The organism is Pedobacter riviphilus (assembly GCF_014692875.1).
GTDB classification, from domain to species: Bacteria; Bacteroidota; Bacteroidia; order Sphingobacteriales; family Sphingobacteriaceae; genus Pedobacter; species Pedobacter riviphilus.
The window spans coordinates 5720495-5735315 of record NZ_CP061171.1; the positions used below are offsets into that span (position 1 = coordinate 5720495).

Here is a 14821-nt window from a genome sequence, read left to right on the forward strand (position 1 = left end):
GCTCAATTAAAATTCCTTCTCAATTCAATAATAGCCAACCGGATCCGGGTTTTCACCGTACCTAATGGCAAATCTAACTTTTCTGCGGCTTCCACATGGGTAAAACCCTTATAATAAACTAAATCAAGAACTGCTTGTAAATCTGGTTTAAGGTTATCTACAAGTTGCTTAACTCCAAGAATATCAGGGTTAAACGTTACCTTGTTTTGCTCATCAACGAAACTTACGTTATTTTCTATATCTTGGTTTTTGAGTGAATTCTTAAAGTCTTTAGAACGTAGTTTGTCGATCGATAAATTGCGTGCAATATTCATCATCCATGTAAACAAACGTCCTTTAGTATGATCATAGTGTGCAGCAGACTGCCAGATTTTTACAAAAGTTTCTTGTAGTACATCTTCAGCAAGCTCTGTGTGAGTGATAATGCGCGAAATAACGCCATAAAGCGCTGACGAATACATGCTGTACAGTGTTTTTAGAACCGCAGGATCTTTTGATTGCAGTGCTTGAACAAGTTCTGGCTCGGTTAGGGTTAATTTTTTTAATGCAGTCACTATTGGTTACTAAGATACAACACAGAACAGCAAAAGCAAAAAAATGTTTTATAAATGCATTCCGTATAGGAGTGCCTTATAAAACATTTTAACAAAGGTGGGTTAATACTGTAATTATGCTATCCCATCAATTGGGAAAAGGTGTTTTTCTGCATGATAAGATGAACGTACCAGTGGACCGCTCTCAACATACTTTAAACCTTTTGCCAAACCAACTTCTTTGTACATCGCAAAAGTATCAGGGTGTATCCAGTCTATAACCGGGTGGTGGTTACGTGTTGGTTGTAAGTATTGTCCTAAAGTTAAGATATGTACACCATTGGCAACTAAATCATCCATGGCTTCGAAAATATCATCTTCAGTTTCGCCTAAGCCCAGCATAATACCTGTTTTTGTTCTTAAACCAAATTCTGAAATTCTTTTTAAAGCTTCTAAACTTCTGTCGTATTTAGCCTGGATCCTTACTTGTTTGGTTAAACGCTTAACGGTTTCCATATTGTGCGAAACCACTTCTGGCCTTTCTTCTAATACGCGGTATAAATTATCCCACTGACCTTTGAAATCGGGGATTAAGGTTTCTAAAGTGGTAATTGGACTTTCTCTGCGGATAGCCTGCAGGGTTTCTGCCCAAATAATTGAGCCGCCATCTTTTAAATCATCGCGATCTACCGAAGTAATTACACAATGTTTAACGCCCATTAATCTTACCGAATCGGCAATGCGGTTGGGTTCGTCAACATCAACAGCCAAAGGGCGGCCCGTGGCCACGGCACAGAAAGAACAGCTACGGGTACAGATGTTACCCAAAATCATGAATGTTGCCGTGCCTGCGCCCCAACATTCGCCCATATTAGGGCAATTGCCGCTTTCGCATATGGTATGGAGCTTGTGCGTGTCTACTAAACTGCGAACTTGTGCATATTCTTTACCAACGGGTAATTTTACACGTAACCAATCTGGTTTACGTTTTACTTCAGTTACAGCAGGTACTACCGGTAAATCAATCATGGTACAAAGTTAATGAATAGGATTGAAATGTTACAATGCTGAAATGTTTGAAGGTTGTAATAATTGAGATGAATTGGTTAACTGCGTATTGGCTAACTTGCGAAGTCCGGCCGGGCGGGGCGGAGCCAGATTTCACAAATTTAGCATGGACCTGCCTGTGGAGACAGATATTTCTATCTGATGCTATTGAAAAAATTAAACCGCATTCATTTCGAACGCAACCTGTCGTTTATTCTCCTTAAAACCAATCTGCTCGTAAAACCGATGACTTTCGGTGCGTTTGATGTTACACCTTACTTTTAGTTTTTTTACTTGATGTTTTTTCGCCCAAATGTTTACATTTTCAATCAACTGCTTCCCGATTTTTAGGTTTCGGTAATTTTCATCCACAATTAAGCCTCCAATTTCGACAAATGGATCGGATTCTAACCTTAAGGTGTAAAAACCGTGAATCCAGCCTACTACTATGCCATTAACTAAAGCAACAAATGCACAGTTTTCGTTACTGTTATTTATGTGTTTAATCCTGGCTGATGTTTGCTTGACGTCACTTTCGTAACCCAGTTGTGTAGAAAGTGTGGCTACGCTTTCGGCATCTTTTTCCGAAATTTCTCTGATCTGAACCATTTATTGATGTTTGATAGGTAAACCTAAAATAAGGATTTAAATTTGTTTTACGGTTAGATGGTAACATCTGACCGCACGGGTAAGTTTTGCACGGGGTTTATAAGCCAAAAGCATCGGAATGACCAACCTAAACCCTATTGAAGCGGCAGCCTGAGCCTCTTCGGCGAAGCTACAGCGGAAAGAGGGGCTGCTGTTACCGATGAGCAGTTGCGTATTTTTTCTAATAATAAAACAATAATTTAAACCTTGCAACTATCTATGTGTGGTATTAGATATTTCTACCAGACACTTAATAAAAAAAATAAAGTGGAATTTTACTTGAGTCAGATGATAACATCTGGCAGCACGGATAAATGTTAAAGAAAAATCATAAGCGAGGCAATGGATAACATTCCATCATTTAATCATTTTAACTTTCTAACTTAATATTACATTTGCAATATGAATACTGGCTTACAGCTTTATAATACGCTTTCGCGCAAAAAGGAACTTTTCCAACCCTTAAATGCACCCAATGTTGGGATGTATGTTTGCGGTCCTACTGTTTATAGTGATGTGCACTTGGGTAATTGTCGCACGTTTATATCTTTCGATTTAATTTTCAGGTATCTTAAATATGCAGGTTATAAAGTGCGTTATGTACGTAATATTACCGATGCAGGCCACTTAGAAGGCGATAGGGACGAGGGAGACGATAAGTTTGCAAAACGTGCAAAATTAGAGCAGCTTGAGCCGATGGAAATTGTACAGAAGTATACGTTGGGTTTCCATGATGTAATGCGCATGTTCAACACGCTGCCGCCAAGTATCGAACCTACCGCTACAGGTCACATTATCGAGCAGATCGAAATGATCAAGATAATTATTGCCAATGGTTACGGTTACGAAGTTGATGGCAACGTATACTTTGATGTAGAAAAATATAGCAAAGAATACAATTATACCATTTTAACCAACCGCAATCTGGAAGATATGCTGAACAATACCCGCGAACTGGGTGGACAGGATGAGAAACATGGGAGGTTAGATTTTGCCCTTTGGATAAAAGCAAAACCAGAAACCCTGATGCAATGGCAATCGCCATGGGGTATGGGTTTTCCGGGCTGGCATATCGAATGCTCGGCCATGAGCGCGAAATATTTGGGTGCCGAATTTGATATTCATGGTGGTGGTATGGACTTAGCGGCAACACACCATACCAACGAAATAGCACAATCTGAAGCTTGCAGCCATAAACAGCCTGCCCGCTATTGGATGCACACCAATATGCTTACCGTAAATGGTACACGGATGTCTAAATCGGCCGGTAATGGTTTTCTTCCTTTAGAATTATTTACGGGAGATCACCCCTTATTGAAAAAAGGTTATAGCCCGATGACAGTGAAATTTTTTATGTTACAGGCGCATTATCGCAGTACTTTAGACTTTTCTAACGATGCATTGGATGCCTCAGAAAAAGGATTCCGCCGTTTAATGTCGGCAATTGGCCTTTTGGATAAACTATCGGTTTCTGAGCAGAATGATTTTGATATTGATGCATTGAAAGAAAAATGCATTAATGCCATGAATGATGATTTTAACAGTCCGATTTTAATTGCCGAACTGTTTGAAGCGGTAAGGATTATCAATACGGTTTATGATGGTAAGGGAAAAATCTCTGCTGAAGCATTAGAAAAGTTAAAGCAACTGGTTAACGATTTCGTATTTGATATATTAGGGCTGAAAGATGAAGATGCTGGAGGTAACGACTTAAATGGCGTTTTAGAAATGGTAATTAACCTAAGAACCGAGGCAAAAGCGAATAAAGATTATGCCACTTCTGATCGCATCCGTATTGGCCTGCAGGAATTGGGTATTCAGCTTAAAGATGGCAAAGAAGGTACAACATGGAGTAAGTCATAGTTAGCTAATTCAATACTGTCGATAATGAGAAAAATTGGTTTAATCGGTGGCATTAGCTGGGTATCGACAATAGATTATTACCGTTTCATAAATGAGGGCGTAAATGAGCGTTTGGGTGGGTTAAATTTCGCTGAGTGTTTGGTTTACTCCCTTAATTTTGGTGATGTACAGGATAAAACCTGGGAGGGATCATTTGATCTTTTGTTGAATGCCTGCGAAAGCTTAAAACGCAGTGGAGTAGAAGCCATTGTGCTTTGTGCCAATACGGCTCATCTTTTTGCCGATCAGCTACAAGAAAAAATAGCTTTACCAATTATTCATATTGGTGCCGAAACAGCTAAAGCCATAAATGCTGCAGGAATTAAAAAAATAGGACTTTTGGGTACAGTGTTTACTATGGAAAAGGACTTTTATATTAAAAAGCTCGAAGACTATGGGTTAAATGTTCTGGTGCCAGCCAGTAAAGAAACCCGCGATTATATACAGTTTACACTCAAAGAAGAATTAGGCCGCGGAATAATACTGGAAGAGACCAGAGCACAGTATATCAGGATAATCAATGATCTGATAGCAGATGGGGCTGAAGGGATAATCCTAGGATGTACCGAAATTCCCATGTTGATCAGTCAGAATGATTTTGAAATCCCGGTTTTTGATACGACCAAAATTCATTGCCATGCCATTGTGGATTATATGCTTTTGTAACTATTCATTCATTTCGCGTTCAAAGGGGGGATGGACTATTCTCTAGCATTTAATTCGTCCCCTTTTGAAGGGGGGATGAGAGATAATTACACTACTTTGAACAATTTTCCGTTAGTTTGAATAATGAATAAAAAACTTTTAATACTGTCTTTATTAGCGTTAATCGGATTTGAGGCCTGCCGAAATAGATCAAATCAAAGTGCCGGCGAAAATGAAGAAAAGAACGTAATTGCTTTATCTTCTCCTGATTTTAACGCCGATAGTGCTTATATCTATACTAAAACGCAGGTAGATTTTGGTCCGAGGATTCCGGGAACCTCAGCACATCAAAAATGTGCAGATTATTTGGTGGCAAAATTAAAGTCGTTTGGTGCCAAAGTAAGTATTGAGGGCGAAAAAACGAAAACCTATGATGGCAAGAGCTTTCAACTGAAAAATATTGTTGCGGCTTTTAATCCAGATAAAAAGAAAAGGGTTTTAATTACTGCACACTGGGATGCCCGCCCATTTTCTGATCAGGATACCGATCCAGCAAATCATGTAAAACCTTTCGATGCGGCAAATGATGGCGCAAGTGGGGTGGCGGTGATTTTGGAAATGGCACGTCAGATTCAGCAGAAAGAGCCAAATGTTGGAGTCGATTTTGTATTGTGGGATTTAGAAGATTATGGCAAGGCCAATGATGAAACGCCAGATGAAACTACATGGTGTTTGGGCTCTCAGTACTGGGCTAAAAAAGCAATTGCAACAGGATATAAAGCTTTGTATGGTATCAACCTCGATATGGTTGGTGGCGGTAGCGCACAGTTTACACAGGATGAAATCTCTCGTCAAGCTGCTCCAAATGTAGTAAATCAGGTTTGGGACATTGGTAATGAAATTGGCTATGCATCTTATTTTACAAAAATTCCAAGCGGAAAATTGGTTGATGATCATTTTTGGATGAACAAAGCAGGCGTTCCTTCTATCGATATTATCCATTACAACGACAACAGTGGGTTTTATATCAATTGGCATACGCAATTGGATAACTTAGCCAATATTGATAAAAATACTTTGAAGGCCACCGGACAAACGGTTTTAGAAACCATTTATAGAGAAAAATAAGTAGCCTTGATGTGTAATTGTTAATTACTTTTAAGGCCATACATTAAAGAAAATTTTATATTCGCCAAACAATATTATATTAATTAATAATGAAACAATTATTTTCAACTGCAATAGCTTCGCTTTTAGCCCTAAGTGCTTTTGCCCAAAAAAGTGACGGAACAACCAAATCTTTAGTAAATGCTGAGAAGGATTTTGCTAAGTCAATTGCCAAAAATGGAGATAAAGAAGCTTTTATAGACTATTCAACCACAAGCACTTTAGTGTTCAGACCAAATCCTGTTAATGCCAAAACTTTTTACGCGGGTAAAGCAAATGCAGAAAACGACGTAACGTGGACACCAAACCTGGCCAAAGTATCGCGCAGTGGCGATTTAGGTTTTACTACAGGGCCATATGAAGTTGGTACTTCAGAGAAAAAATACGGTCAATACTTATCGATCTGGAAACCAGAAAACGGCAGATGGAAATTAGCTATTGATTTAGGAACAGAAAGCAATAAACCTTTGGCTAAAGTTACGCCACAATTTATCGAGCCTAAAGATCATGTTGCACCAAAGTTCTTAAATGAAAAGGAAATTAAGGCTGGGAAAGAAATTATCTTAACCACCGAGAAAACATTAAATACTTTATTAAAAACACACGGAATTGCTGCATTTGGAGGTTTTTTAACTAACGATGCACGTTTACTTTTTCCTGGCAATGAAGCCATTGATGGAAAAGGAAAAATTATTGCATTCTATAATGGAATGATCAGTAAAATCAATTTGAAAACTACAGGTGTAGATAAAGCAATCGGTAGCGATTTGGCTTATACTTATGGTATCGCTACTATCGATTACAAGGCCGATTTACGCGAAAGTTTTAACTATGTTTTCGTTTATGAAAAAGCAGCAGATGCAAGCTGGAACTTAATTGTACAAGCCTTTGTACCAGCAGAAAGATAAATAACAAATGTGAATTAAAGAGGGCTTTCCATAAAAAGAAGCCCTTTTTTTATTTCTATATTTTGCTCGCTTTACAGTCTGGTCTAGCGCTGATCCGATAATTATCGGATGGGGTGGTATCTTGAAGCGTAGCGAAAAGATATAACGTGAGGCAAGAAATATTAAATAGAAGCACGGTTTTTGTGATCCAAAAATCATTACCATCAATAAAATTATTCATTTTACGTTTAAAATTCATGCATAAAAAATTACTTCTGCTCTCAACCCTAATTTTATTGTGTTTTCATGTTTCTGCCCAAAAAAAGAAATTTGATGTACAGGGCAAAGCTGGTGCACGTGGTATTATGCCCGAAAATACCATTGAGGGAATGTTAAAAGCTATCGATTTAGGCGCTACCACTTTAGAAATGGATGCCGTAATATCGAAGGATAAACAGGTAGTGCTTTCCCAAGAACCTTATTTTAACAACGAGATTTCTCTGCTGCCCAACGGTAAGCCGATTACTTTAAAAGACCAAAAGAATTATAATATCTACAAGATGGATTATGAGGAGATTAAAAAGTTTGATGTAGGTAGCAAAGTTCACAACCGCTTTCCCGGACAGATGAAATTTAAAGCTTACAAACCGCTGCTTTCTGAAACCATAGATGCAGTTGAGGCTTACGTTAAAGAACACAAACTCGCTAAACCCGTTTACAGTATCGAAACAAAAACGATTAAAAACGGCGACAATGAATTTCATCCGGAACCTGCTGAGTTTGTAGACTTGATTATGGACGTAGTTAATTCGAAAAAACTTGCCAAAAGAGTTATTATCGAATCGTTTGATATGCGTACGCTACAATACCTGCACGAGAAATACCCAAAAGTACAAACCTCATTATTAATTGATGAAAAAGAACCCTTTGAAGATTATATCGAGAAATTAGGTTTTAAACCGACCATTTACAGTCCTTACTCGGTATTGGTAGGTAAAGGTTTGGTAGACCGATGCCACGAAATGGGTATTAAAATTATCCCATGGACGGTTAATACGGTTAAAGAACTTAAATACTTTATGGATTTAGGTGTAGATGGTGTGCTTACCGATTATCCTAATATTATGGGACAGTTGAGTAATTAAATCTATCGATCGGTGAGACACCAATCAATAGATATTGAACATCAGATAAACAAAAAAAGCGCCGATTTCAGCGCTTTTTTTATTTGATCTTTACTAATGCCTAGTGGTGCGATTCTGGAGCTTCTGTACGGTGTGCTTCAGTTTTCTCGTGTGAAGAAGTTTCTTCACCATGGTGAAAAATTGGTCTTGTGAAAGCCACAAGCAGGATTAAAACAATAATCCATGCCGTTAATGGCAAAGCCCAAATGCCTTTTGTTTGCTGAACCGGTGCGTGTGAATCGTGAGCTGACATATCGAATATTTTTGATTTAAAAATTTATGCTTTGTATTTACGCGGTAAAGATAGTAACAAAATTAAAATAACAAGGGCAATTCGGTGAATTGTATCTTAAGATAATCCAGCTAACTAAAAGAGGACGTCTCAATTGATGTGACCCCAAAAAGTTGGACAGGTTACAAAATTAAGTTTTTTTGCGCTTGCTAATAATCCCTTTCTATTGCTACTTTTTCTTTTCCACGGAGCATAAAGCAGTGAAACCCGCAGTTCTGTTTAATATTTCCGAAAACCGGTTCAACATCATGACAACGTTGCTTTCGCTTATCGATGCCTTTTTCGCCGTTCAGTAATCGGTAAGTCGTTTGCTTATGTCTTACAGGTTATTTTAATTGTTTAAAAATTTATTGCTTTGTTGAACGAAAAGTTCTTTGTACTGAAAAATTGATCCATGTCCGGAATTAGGATAGACTGACAAAAAGGAGTCATTAATTTTTGTATAGAGATCATATGCATTCTTAAGTGGAATCATTTCATCTTGATCACCGGTAACTATAAGTGTTGGTATCGAAATAGCCTTTGTGTAAACATCGTTTGATTTTCCCCAGGTAATAAAAGCTTTAACCTGAGCTTGGATAGCCTCTTGGCTGATTGCCTGATCAGATTCAGCGAATGGGTCACCCAAACGTTTCAAAAACTGTGTTCCTGCTTCCTGGCTTTCACTCGTACTTTTAAAGAAAAGCTTTTGTTTTGGATGTTTTTGTTCCTTTTCCGCATAAGCAAAGGATTCTTGAAGAATATCCCATATCCTATCGATCCCTTTGCCCCCGGCAGCACCCGTATCAGCAAGGATTAATTTGCGAACAAGTTCTGGCCTACGGGAAATGATTATTTGAGCAATAAATCCGCCCATTGAATAGCCAAGCAAGTCTACTTTAGTAAAGCCGAGCTTATCAATGAAATCTATCGCAACATCTGCCATTGCTTCAATCGAATCAGGAGTACTTCCACTGGATGCACCAACTCCTTTATTATCAAATGCAATTACTTTTCGCTCTTTGGCAAGTTCGTCGATGATATATGGATCCCAATCGTCGATAACTGCTGTAATATGATGGAGAAGGACAATAGGAACGGCTGTAGCCTCTCCAACTTCGCGATAGAAGATTTTTTCGCCCTGAACGTTTACTGATTTTAATTGTGATGATTTGAAATTTGCTTTCATTTTTTTATTGATTTAATTAGAAAATTTATTTTATAGAAAATATTTTTACGAGATATTATTTATCTGACAGCTACTTTATCAATGTTTTCGTTTTTTTTGTCAGATTCGCAACCATATAGGGGTGTCCTTACCCCCTTCAAGTGGTTAATTGCGTCTTTTAATTTTGACTCCGTGTGGCTACCAGCCTAATTTTGAGGTTGCCGAGCATATGCCACTGCATACATCTGTGATTAACGCTCGTTTCATATTTGTATCTTTATTAATTTAAAAATTGTTTTTTAAAATCCTTGGGAGTAAGTCCTGTTTCTTTTTTAAATAGCTTTGAGAAGTACGACATGTTTTCAAAACCAAGTGAGTAAGCTATTTCTGAAACATTTTCACCGGATGCCCTCAACTTGTTTTTTGCCTCATTAATTAGGAAAATATGAATTAACTCTTGTGCCGTTTTACCTGTTTCCATTTTTAAAAGGTCACTTAGGTAGCGAGGTGAGATGTGAAGAGCCGAAGCCATAGAAGTAACAGATGGCAAGCCTTCTTCAGGTAATTTATCTTCTTTTAGGTAATTATCGAGAAAATGATTAAACGCACTTACTGTTTTCCCTACAAGAGGTTTGCGATTTAAAAATTGCCTTTTGTAGTAACGCTCGGCATAATTCAACATAGCGTTTATATTGGCAATAATTATGTCCCTACTAAATTCGTCTTCATTATTCCCATATTCTGTTACCAGGGAGTCAAAAAGTCTTAGCATTGTCTTTTCCTCTTTTGGCGAAAGGTGCAATGCCTCATCAGTTTCGTAATCAAAAAAAGCATACTTATTGATTTCGCTTTGAAGAGTTGAGCCTAGAAGAAAGTCCTCGTGAAACAATAGAATATAGCCATCATTTTCAAACTCAAGATTTTTTATTTCAATGACCTGGCGTGGTTTCCAAAAAACCATCGAGCCTTTGTCGTGATCGAATCTGGTTCGTCCATAAAGCCAATGACCTGCCCGAACATTTTTTAATCCAATCATGTAAAAATCACAGGTAAACTCGTTAAAATTCAATGTCATCCCTGGAGTGATTCTTAGTAGACTCAGCATCGGATGCTCAGGAGGTGGCACATTATTCTCCCTATGCATCTCGCTTAAAAACTTAAAATGTTTCATATTCATCTAAATTTAATTGACATAAAAATTTGCTTTCTTCTTACTTATACAAAGGTAATATGATTGTGTATCATCCCCTTTAACACTAAATTCGGTATTACTAACACTAATTCCCGAATGCCAGTAAATCCCAAGCATTAGGTGTGAGCATTCTAGCTTTTTCGACTTAAAATAGAGAGCAAGCGATTTTTTATTTTGAGGAATCGGACATATATAAGATCAACTCTATCATTGGTATTAGACAAAAGTTTTGATGAAATATACACTTAGCCCAGGCTATTGTAAGTCGTAAATCATTGCTTTTGTGCTATTCATTTTGTTTTTAATACGGTTTTGGTGCTCCTGTAAAGTACTCTGTTCATCCTGAACAGCATTAAACAGTTCTGCTTTTTTGAAATAGTTCGCCGCTTCTGCAAAATTTTGCTGTTGCTCGGCATGGAGACCCAAACATTCGTAAATGTGTGCTTCATAAACACCAGGTACTAGCAAAGCCTTTTCTGCAACCTGTTTTACCAGTTTATGCATTTTAAGCGTAATAACAAGTTCCAGATAGGGTTTATAGACCTCTGGAAAATCGGCATCCAGCTCAATGCAGCGTTTGTAATAATAACCTGCGGTTTTATAATCTTTAAAATGGTTCTGATAAATATTGCCCAACTGAAAATAAGCTCTTGCATAATCAGGGTCGAAAACAATAATTTCGTTAAAATACTGAAGCGCTTTGGGTAATTCTCCCCAGTGCAGTTCTTCAATGGCCTGTAGATATTTTTCTTCTACAGTGGTATAAATGTCCATAACGGATATAATTGATTTTGATAAGCGGTTAAATGCTTAGCAAAGGCGTAATAAATTGATTTTTAAATGTGGGTTTTGTTTGTTGAAACTTAGAACCGCGTTAAGGGTTGGGAAGGAAATTTAAGTCAATATCCAAGCCCTTTATGCCACAAGATGGGCTAAAGCTTAATTGTTGGATATGTAGTTGACGTAGCATTTCTGTGAATTTTGATGCAAAGATATTTATTTTCAGTGAATTGCAAATTTTAAAATAAAATTTCTAATGGATTACGTGCGCGAGATAAACAATACAATAGCTCAGCAAACAGAATAGGCTATTATAATTTAACGAATGGAAGAGGTTTTCTAAACGTTGTTGAGTATCGATAATTTTAGCTGCAATGAACCAAAAAAACAATGAGATGCCAATATCAAAAAAATCGAAGTAACCATTGGTGATGTGCAATAATTGGAACAATTCGAGTGCTACAACAAATACAAGCGGGATGAAAACACAATTGATACGCTTTTTGAAAAAGTCAAAATAAAATTCCTTTGAGGTTAGGGTGATGCAGAAAACCCATAAACCCTCAGGAAGTGAATAGATCATGTATTTGTTTAGTGGCAAGCTTGCTGTGATGGTCTGTTTTAAGCTTTGATAGGTTTTGAAGGGGATCAATTGAATGATCATCTGATTTACCAGGGTTTTATCTGTCCGGTAAAATGCATAAATGAACAAGCTTACTATCAGCGCAAAGAAAATATACCAATAGTGCTTTTTCAAGATTTGGTGAAAATTAGAATTTTAAAATAGGAGAGTGGTTTTAAGGCGATTTCTTTTTCAAGTTTAAACTGATCTATTGCCTTAATATCTTCCATGTAAAATAAAGATTTTAAATGGAACCATCCAGAACAAAAATTAAATAGCCGATCCAAGTATTTTAGCGAATTATTTGGCGTAAAGTGGTTTAGAATTAAGAGTTGTCCACCTGGCTTTAAAACATTGTGGCATTGCATTAGTAATTTTTCAGGCTGATCTGCAACGGCAATAACATGCGATAGTACAACATAATCAAAACTATTCGCTGCAAATTCGAGTTGCTCGCCATTCATTTGGAATAATTCGATTTCATTTGTTGCATTTTTTTTAGCCACATTTAACATCGAAGAAGAAATTTCTATCCCGGTAATTTTGTGGTTTTTATAGCGTGGGAAATGAGATCCGTTACCAACACCGATTTCGAGCAGGTTTCCATAGGGTAGTTGATTAATCTCATCGAGGAATTTTTTCTTTTGTGGTTTAAGAAAAATATCGACCAGTGGATATAAAAATGAAAACCGGTTATAGAAATTGGTTTGAGCGCTCAATTTTTTAGTTTTAAGAATTAAATTTAGCTAAAGCATTTTTAATCTGCCTCCTATGCCTTAAAATATGAACGATGGCATGCTCTAACATTTGTTCTACATCGTATTGCTGTCCCCATCTGGTGTTTATCTTTTTCGATTGATCGAACTCCTCCATGGTAATGTCGGGATTTCTGGTAAAAAAGTTCTCATTATATTTAAGTGCTTCTCGAAGTCTTGAGATATAAGGTGTGATGTGGTCAAACTGCAGTCGTTCCGGTCTTGTGGTTTGCAATCCGATAGAATTTTCGATATACACCGCATAGCTGAACATCGAAGCAGTTACATGAGTTAAAATAGTTTGAATGGAAATACAGTCAGGATTTGAACTTTCTGGCTCAATTGTACGGAGCAATTGTTGCTGGTTGATTGGCTCAATTACCATAATCAATTCATCAACTGCTTTTTTATATTCATCTAACAGTGCGGCAATTGCACTGGTAAGGTTATTGGCTTCCATGGTTAAAACAAATATAATTGTTTGCCTGGTATTTTATGTTGGTCGGGATTTGTAATTCCGACCTGCGTATTGTGGATTTGCAATCCACAAATTGAAAAATTAAAAATCATTAACTCATCAAACGGGATCGTGAATCTATACTACCAAGTTTTAAGTAAATACATCAATTACCCCTATTAAGATTGGTAAAGGAATAATTGCTAAAATCACACTGAATTCCTTTCTGGATCGACCTTTGCTCACCAAAGTAAGTATAAGAAAGCTGACCAAATAGATAAATGTCAGAAATATAATGATGACCATCATACCAAAATCTGGCATGCCACATCTTGGGGTAGAGTTGGTTGGTAAGTTGTGAAAAAACATAAAACAAAACACCCAGCTGCTAATATAAAAGCCAAGAAATATTAAAGAAATAATCCTCCTCCAAATAAATGAGAATACTGATTTTACGATTTCCATATTCACTGTTTATCCTTAATACAGGCAACGTAAAAAGGTAACCAACGTAAAATATTTCTTTGGTAGAAGTTTGCAATTGCAATCTGTGTTAGGCTTTTAATCCACTAATAAAGAATTAAAAATCCCGACTAACTACTACAATAAATCTTTAATGATTTTCTCGATTGATAAACCTTCAGCTTCTGCACGATAATTACGCACAATACGGTGACGTAAAATAGGTTCCGCTACAGCTTTAACATCTTCAATATCTGGAGAGTATTTTCCGGTTACAGCGGCGTGACATTTTGCACCCAATACTAAAAATTGCGAAGCACGCGGTCCCGCACCCCAGCTGATGTATTTGTTGATCGTTTCAGTAGCAAACTCGCTATTCGGACGGGTTTTAGCAGCTAATTTTACTGCGTATTCCAAAACATTATCGGTAATGGGAATATCGCGTATTAGTTTCTGGAAATATTGAATATCATCTGCATGGATAATTTTCTGCAGTGGTGTGGTTTTATTGCTCGTGGTGTTTTTAACGATATTCAATTCATCTGCAAAGGCAGGGTAATTTAACTGAATATTGAACATGAAACGATCTAACTGCGCTTCGGGTAGGGGATAAGTTCCTTCCTGCTCAATAGGATTCTGTGTAGCGAGAACAAAAAATGGTTTTGGTAAAATATGAGTTTGCCCAGCTGCGGTAACCGATTTCTCCTGCATCGCTTCTAATAAAGCAGCCTGGGTTTTTGGCGGTGTACGGTTAATCTCATCGGCCAGGATAATATTAGAAAAAACAGGCCCTTTTATAAATTTAAAGTGCCTGTCTTCTCCTAAAATCTCTGCGCCGATAATATCGCTCGGCATTAAATCTGGCGTAAACTGAATCCTGTTGAAATTGAGGTCTAAAACAGAAGCTACGGTTTGTACAAGTAAAGTTTTAGCTAATCCGGGTACGCCAACCAACAGACAATGTCCGTTGCTAAATATGGCGATTAAAACAGATTTTATGATGTCATCTTGTCCAACTACTACTTTGCTTATTTCGGCTTTAATGTTGTTGAAAGATTGATGAAGGGCATCAACAGCTTCTACTTCGTTCTTATACTGCAT

Annotated in this window: 16 protein-coding genes and 1 pseudogene; 5 read left to right on the top strand and 12 right to left on the bottom strand. The window is 37.3% G+C overall.

The annotated features are described in order from the left end of the window. Positions 1-2: 2 nt before the first annotated feature. The 3 genes from H9N25_RS23700 to H9N25_RS23710 form a co-directional block, all read right to left on the bottom strand. A complete protein-coding gene (locus tag H9N25_RS23700) occupies positions 3-554 on the bottom strand; it encodes an RNA polymerase sigma factor (RefSeq protein WP_190327446.1) in 552 nt (183 codons plus the stop codon). Between the two features lie 114 nt (positions 555-668). Continuing rightward, a complete protein-coding gene (gene lipA / locus H9N25_RS23705; RefSeq protein WP_167296503.1) occupies positions 669-1562 on the bottom strand; it encodes a lipoyl synthase in 894 nt (297 codons plus the stop codon). Positions 1563-1757: 195 nt separating this feature from the next. Beyond that, positions 1758-2189: a GNAT family N-acetyltransferase gene (locus tag H9N25_RS23710; protein WP_190327447.1), complete on the bottom strand. Its 432-nt coding sequence runs from the start codon at positions 2187-2189 to the stop codon at positions 1758-1760. Positions 2190-2630: 441 nt separating this feature from the next. Between H9N25_RS23710 and cysS the strand changes: the two genes are divergently transcribed. The 5 genes from cysS to H9N25_RS23735 all read left to right on the top strand — a co-directional run bounded on the left by cysS (position 2631) and on the right by H9N25_RS23735 (position 7974). Further along, positions 2631-4091 carry a cysteine--tRNA ligase gene (gene cysS, locus H9N25_RS23715; RefSeq protein ID WP_167296505.1) on the top strand — a complete coding sequence of 487 codons (1461 nt, stop codon included), beginning with the start codon at positions 2631-2633 and terminating at the stop codon, positions 4089-4091. A gap of 24 nt (positions 4092-4115) precedes the next feature. Then, complete coding sequence (locus H9N25_RS23720) at positions 4116-4796, top strand: aspartate/glutamate racemase family protein (RefSeq protein ID WP_190327448.1); 681 nt, start codon at positions 4116-4118, stop codon at positions 4794-4796. A gap of 123 nt (positions 4797-4919) precedes the next feature. Beyond that, positions 4920-5903, top strand: a complete 984-nt coding sequence (locus H9N25_RS23725; protein WP_190327449.1) for a M28 family peptidase — start codon at positions 4920-4922, stop codon at positions 5901-5903. A gap of 89 nt (positions 5904-5992) precedes the next feature. Continuing rightward, on the top strand, positions 5993-6850 hold the full coding sequence (locus tag H9N25_RS23730) for a nuclear transport factor 2 family protein (RefSeq protein ID WP_167296509.1): 858 nt from the start codon (positions 5993-5995) through the stop codon (positions 6848-6850). A gap of 236 nt (positions 6851-7086) precedes the next feature. After that, a complete protein-coding gene (locus H9N25_RS23735; protein WP_167296510.1) occupies positions 7087-7974 on the top strand; it encodes a glycerophosphodiester phosphodiesterase family protein in 888 nt (295 codons plus the stop codon). 100 nt (positions 7975-8074) lie between these two features. Here the strand turns inward: H9N25_RS23735 and H9N25_RS23740 are convergent, their stop codons facing one another. The 9 genes and pseudogenes from H9N25_RS23740 to H9N25_RS23780 form a co-directional block, all read right to left on the bottom strand. Then, positions 8075-8266 carry a hypothetical protein gene (locus tag H9N25_RS23740; RefSeq protein ID WP_190327450.1) on the bottom strand — a complete coding sequence of 64 codons (192 nt, stop codon included), beginning with the start codon at positions 8264-8266 and terminating at the stop codon, positions 8075-8077. 188 nt (positions 8267-8454) lie between these two features. Then, positions 8455-8625: pseudogene (locus H9N25_RS23745) on the bottom strand (transposase); the annotation flags it as partial. 11 nt (positions 8626-8636) lie between these two features. Further along, positions 8637-9473 carry an alpha/beta fold hydrolase gene (locus H9N25_RS23750; RefSeq protein ID WP_190327451.1) on the bottom strand — a complete coding sequence of 279 codons (837 nt, stop codon included), beginning with the start codon at positions 9471-9473 and terminating at the stop codon, positions 8637-8639. Positions 9474-9732: 259 nt separating this feature from the next. Beyond that, positions 9733-10623: a helix-turn-helix domain-containing protein gene (locus tag H9N25_RS23755; RefSeq protein WP_190327452.1), complete on the bottom strand. Its 891-nt coding sequence runs from the start codon at positions 10621-10623 to the stop codon at positions 9733-9735. 276 nt (positions 10624-10899) lie between these two features. Continuing rightward, positions 10900-11418 carry a hypothetical protein gene (locus H9N25_RS23760; RefSeq protein WP_190327453.1) on the bottom strand — a complete coding sequence of 173 codons (519 nt, stop codon included), beginning with the start codon at positions 11416-11418 and terminating at the stop codon, positions 10900-10902. A gap of 259 nt (positions 11419-11677) precedes the next feature. Then, positions 11678-12181, bottom strand: a complete 504-nt coding sequence (locus H9N25_RS23765) for a hypothetical protein (protein WP_223833509.1) — start codon at positions 12179-12181, stop codon at positions 11678-11680. Then, on the bottom strand, positions 12178-12765 hold the full coding sequence (locus H9N25_RS23770; protein WP_190327454.1) for a class I SAM-dependent methyltransferase: 588 nt from the start codon (positions 12763-12765) through the stop codon (positions 12178-12180). The genes H9N25_RS23765 and H9N25_RS23770 overlap by 4 nt, the downstream gene beginning before the upstream one ends. 10 nt (positions 12766-12775) lie before the next feature. Next, positions 12776-13261: a DinB family protein gene (locus H9N25_RS23775; protein ID WP_190327455.1), complete on the bottom strand. Its 486-nt coding sequence runs from the start codon at positions 13259-13261 to the stop codon at positions 12776-12778. Positions 13262-13858: 597 nt separating this feature from the next. After that, the gene (locus H9N25_RS23780) at positions 13859-14821 is read right to left on the bottom strand and encodes an AAA family ATPase (protein ID WP_190327456.1); all 963 of its coding nucleotides are present in this window, start codon (positions 14819-14821) and stop codon (positions 13859-13861) included.

Coding starts and splice junctions, on each gene's coding strand:
- lipA (WP_167296503.1), bottom strand. CDS start 1,562: ATGATTGATTTACCGGTAGTACCTGCTGTAACTGAAGTAAAACGTAAA.
- H9N25_RS23710 (WP_190327447.1), bottom strand. CDS start 2,189: ATGGTTCAGATCAGAGAAATTTCGGAAAAAGATGCCGAAAGCGTAGCC.
- cysS (WP_167296505.1), top strand. CDS start 2,631: ATGAATACTGGCTTACAGCTTTATAATACGCTTTCGCGCAAAAAGGAA.
- H9N25_RS23720 (WP_190327448.1), top strand. CDS start 4,116: ATGAGAAAAATTGGTTTAATCGGTGGCATTAGCTGGGTATCGACAATA.
- H9N25_RS23725 (WP_190327449.1), top strand. CDS start 4,920: ATGAATAAAAAACTTTTAATACTGTCTTTATTAGCGTTAATCGGATTT.
- H9N25_RS23730 (WP_167296509.1), top strand. CDS start 5,993: ATGAAACAATTATTTTCAACTGCAATAGCTTCGCTTTTAGCCCTAAGT.
- H9N25_RS23735 (WP_167296510.1), top strand. CDS start 7,087: ATGCATAAAAAATTACTTCTGCTCTCAACCCTAATTTTATTGTGTTTT.
- H9N25_RS23740 (WP_190327450.1), bottom strand. CDS start 8,266: ATGTCAGCTCACGATTCACACGCACCGGTTCAGCAAACAAAAGGCATT.
- H9N25_RS23750 (WP_190327451.1), bottom strand. CDS start 9,473: ATGAAAGCAAATTTCAAATCATCACAATTAAAATCAGTAAACGTTCAG.
- H9N25_RS23755 (WP_190327452.1), bottom strand. CDS start 10,623: ATGAAACATTTTAAGTTTTTAAGCGAGATGCATAGGGAGAATAATGTG.
- H9N25_RS23760 (WP_190327453.1), bottom strand. CDS start 11,418: ATGGACATTTATACCACTGTAGAAGAAAAATATCTACAGGCCATTGAA.
- H9N25_RS23775 (WP_190327455.1), bottom strand. CDS start 13,261: ATGGAAGCCAATAACCTTACCAGTGCAATTGCCGCACTGTTAGATGAA.
- H9N25_RS23780 (WP_190327456.1), bottom strand. CDS start 14,821: ATGCAGTATAAGAACGAAGTAGAAGCTGTTGATGCCCTTCATCAATCT.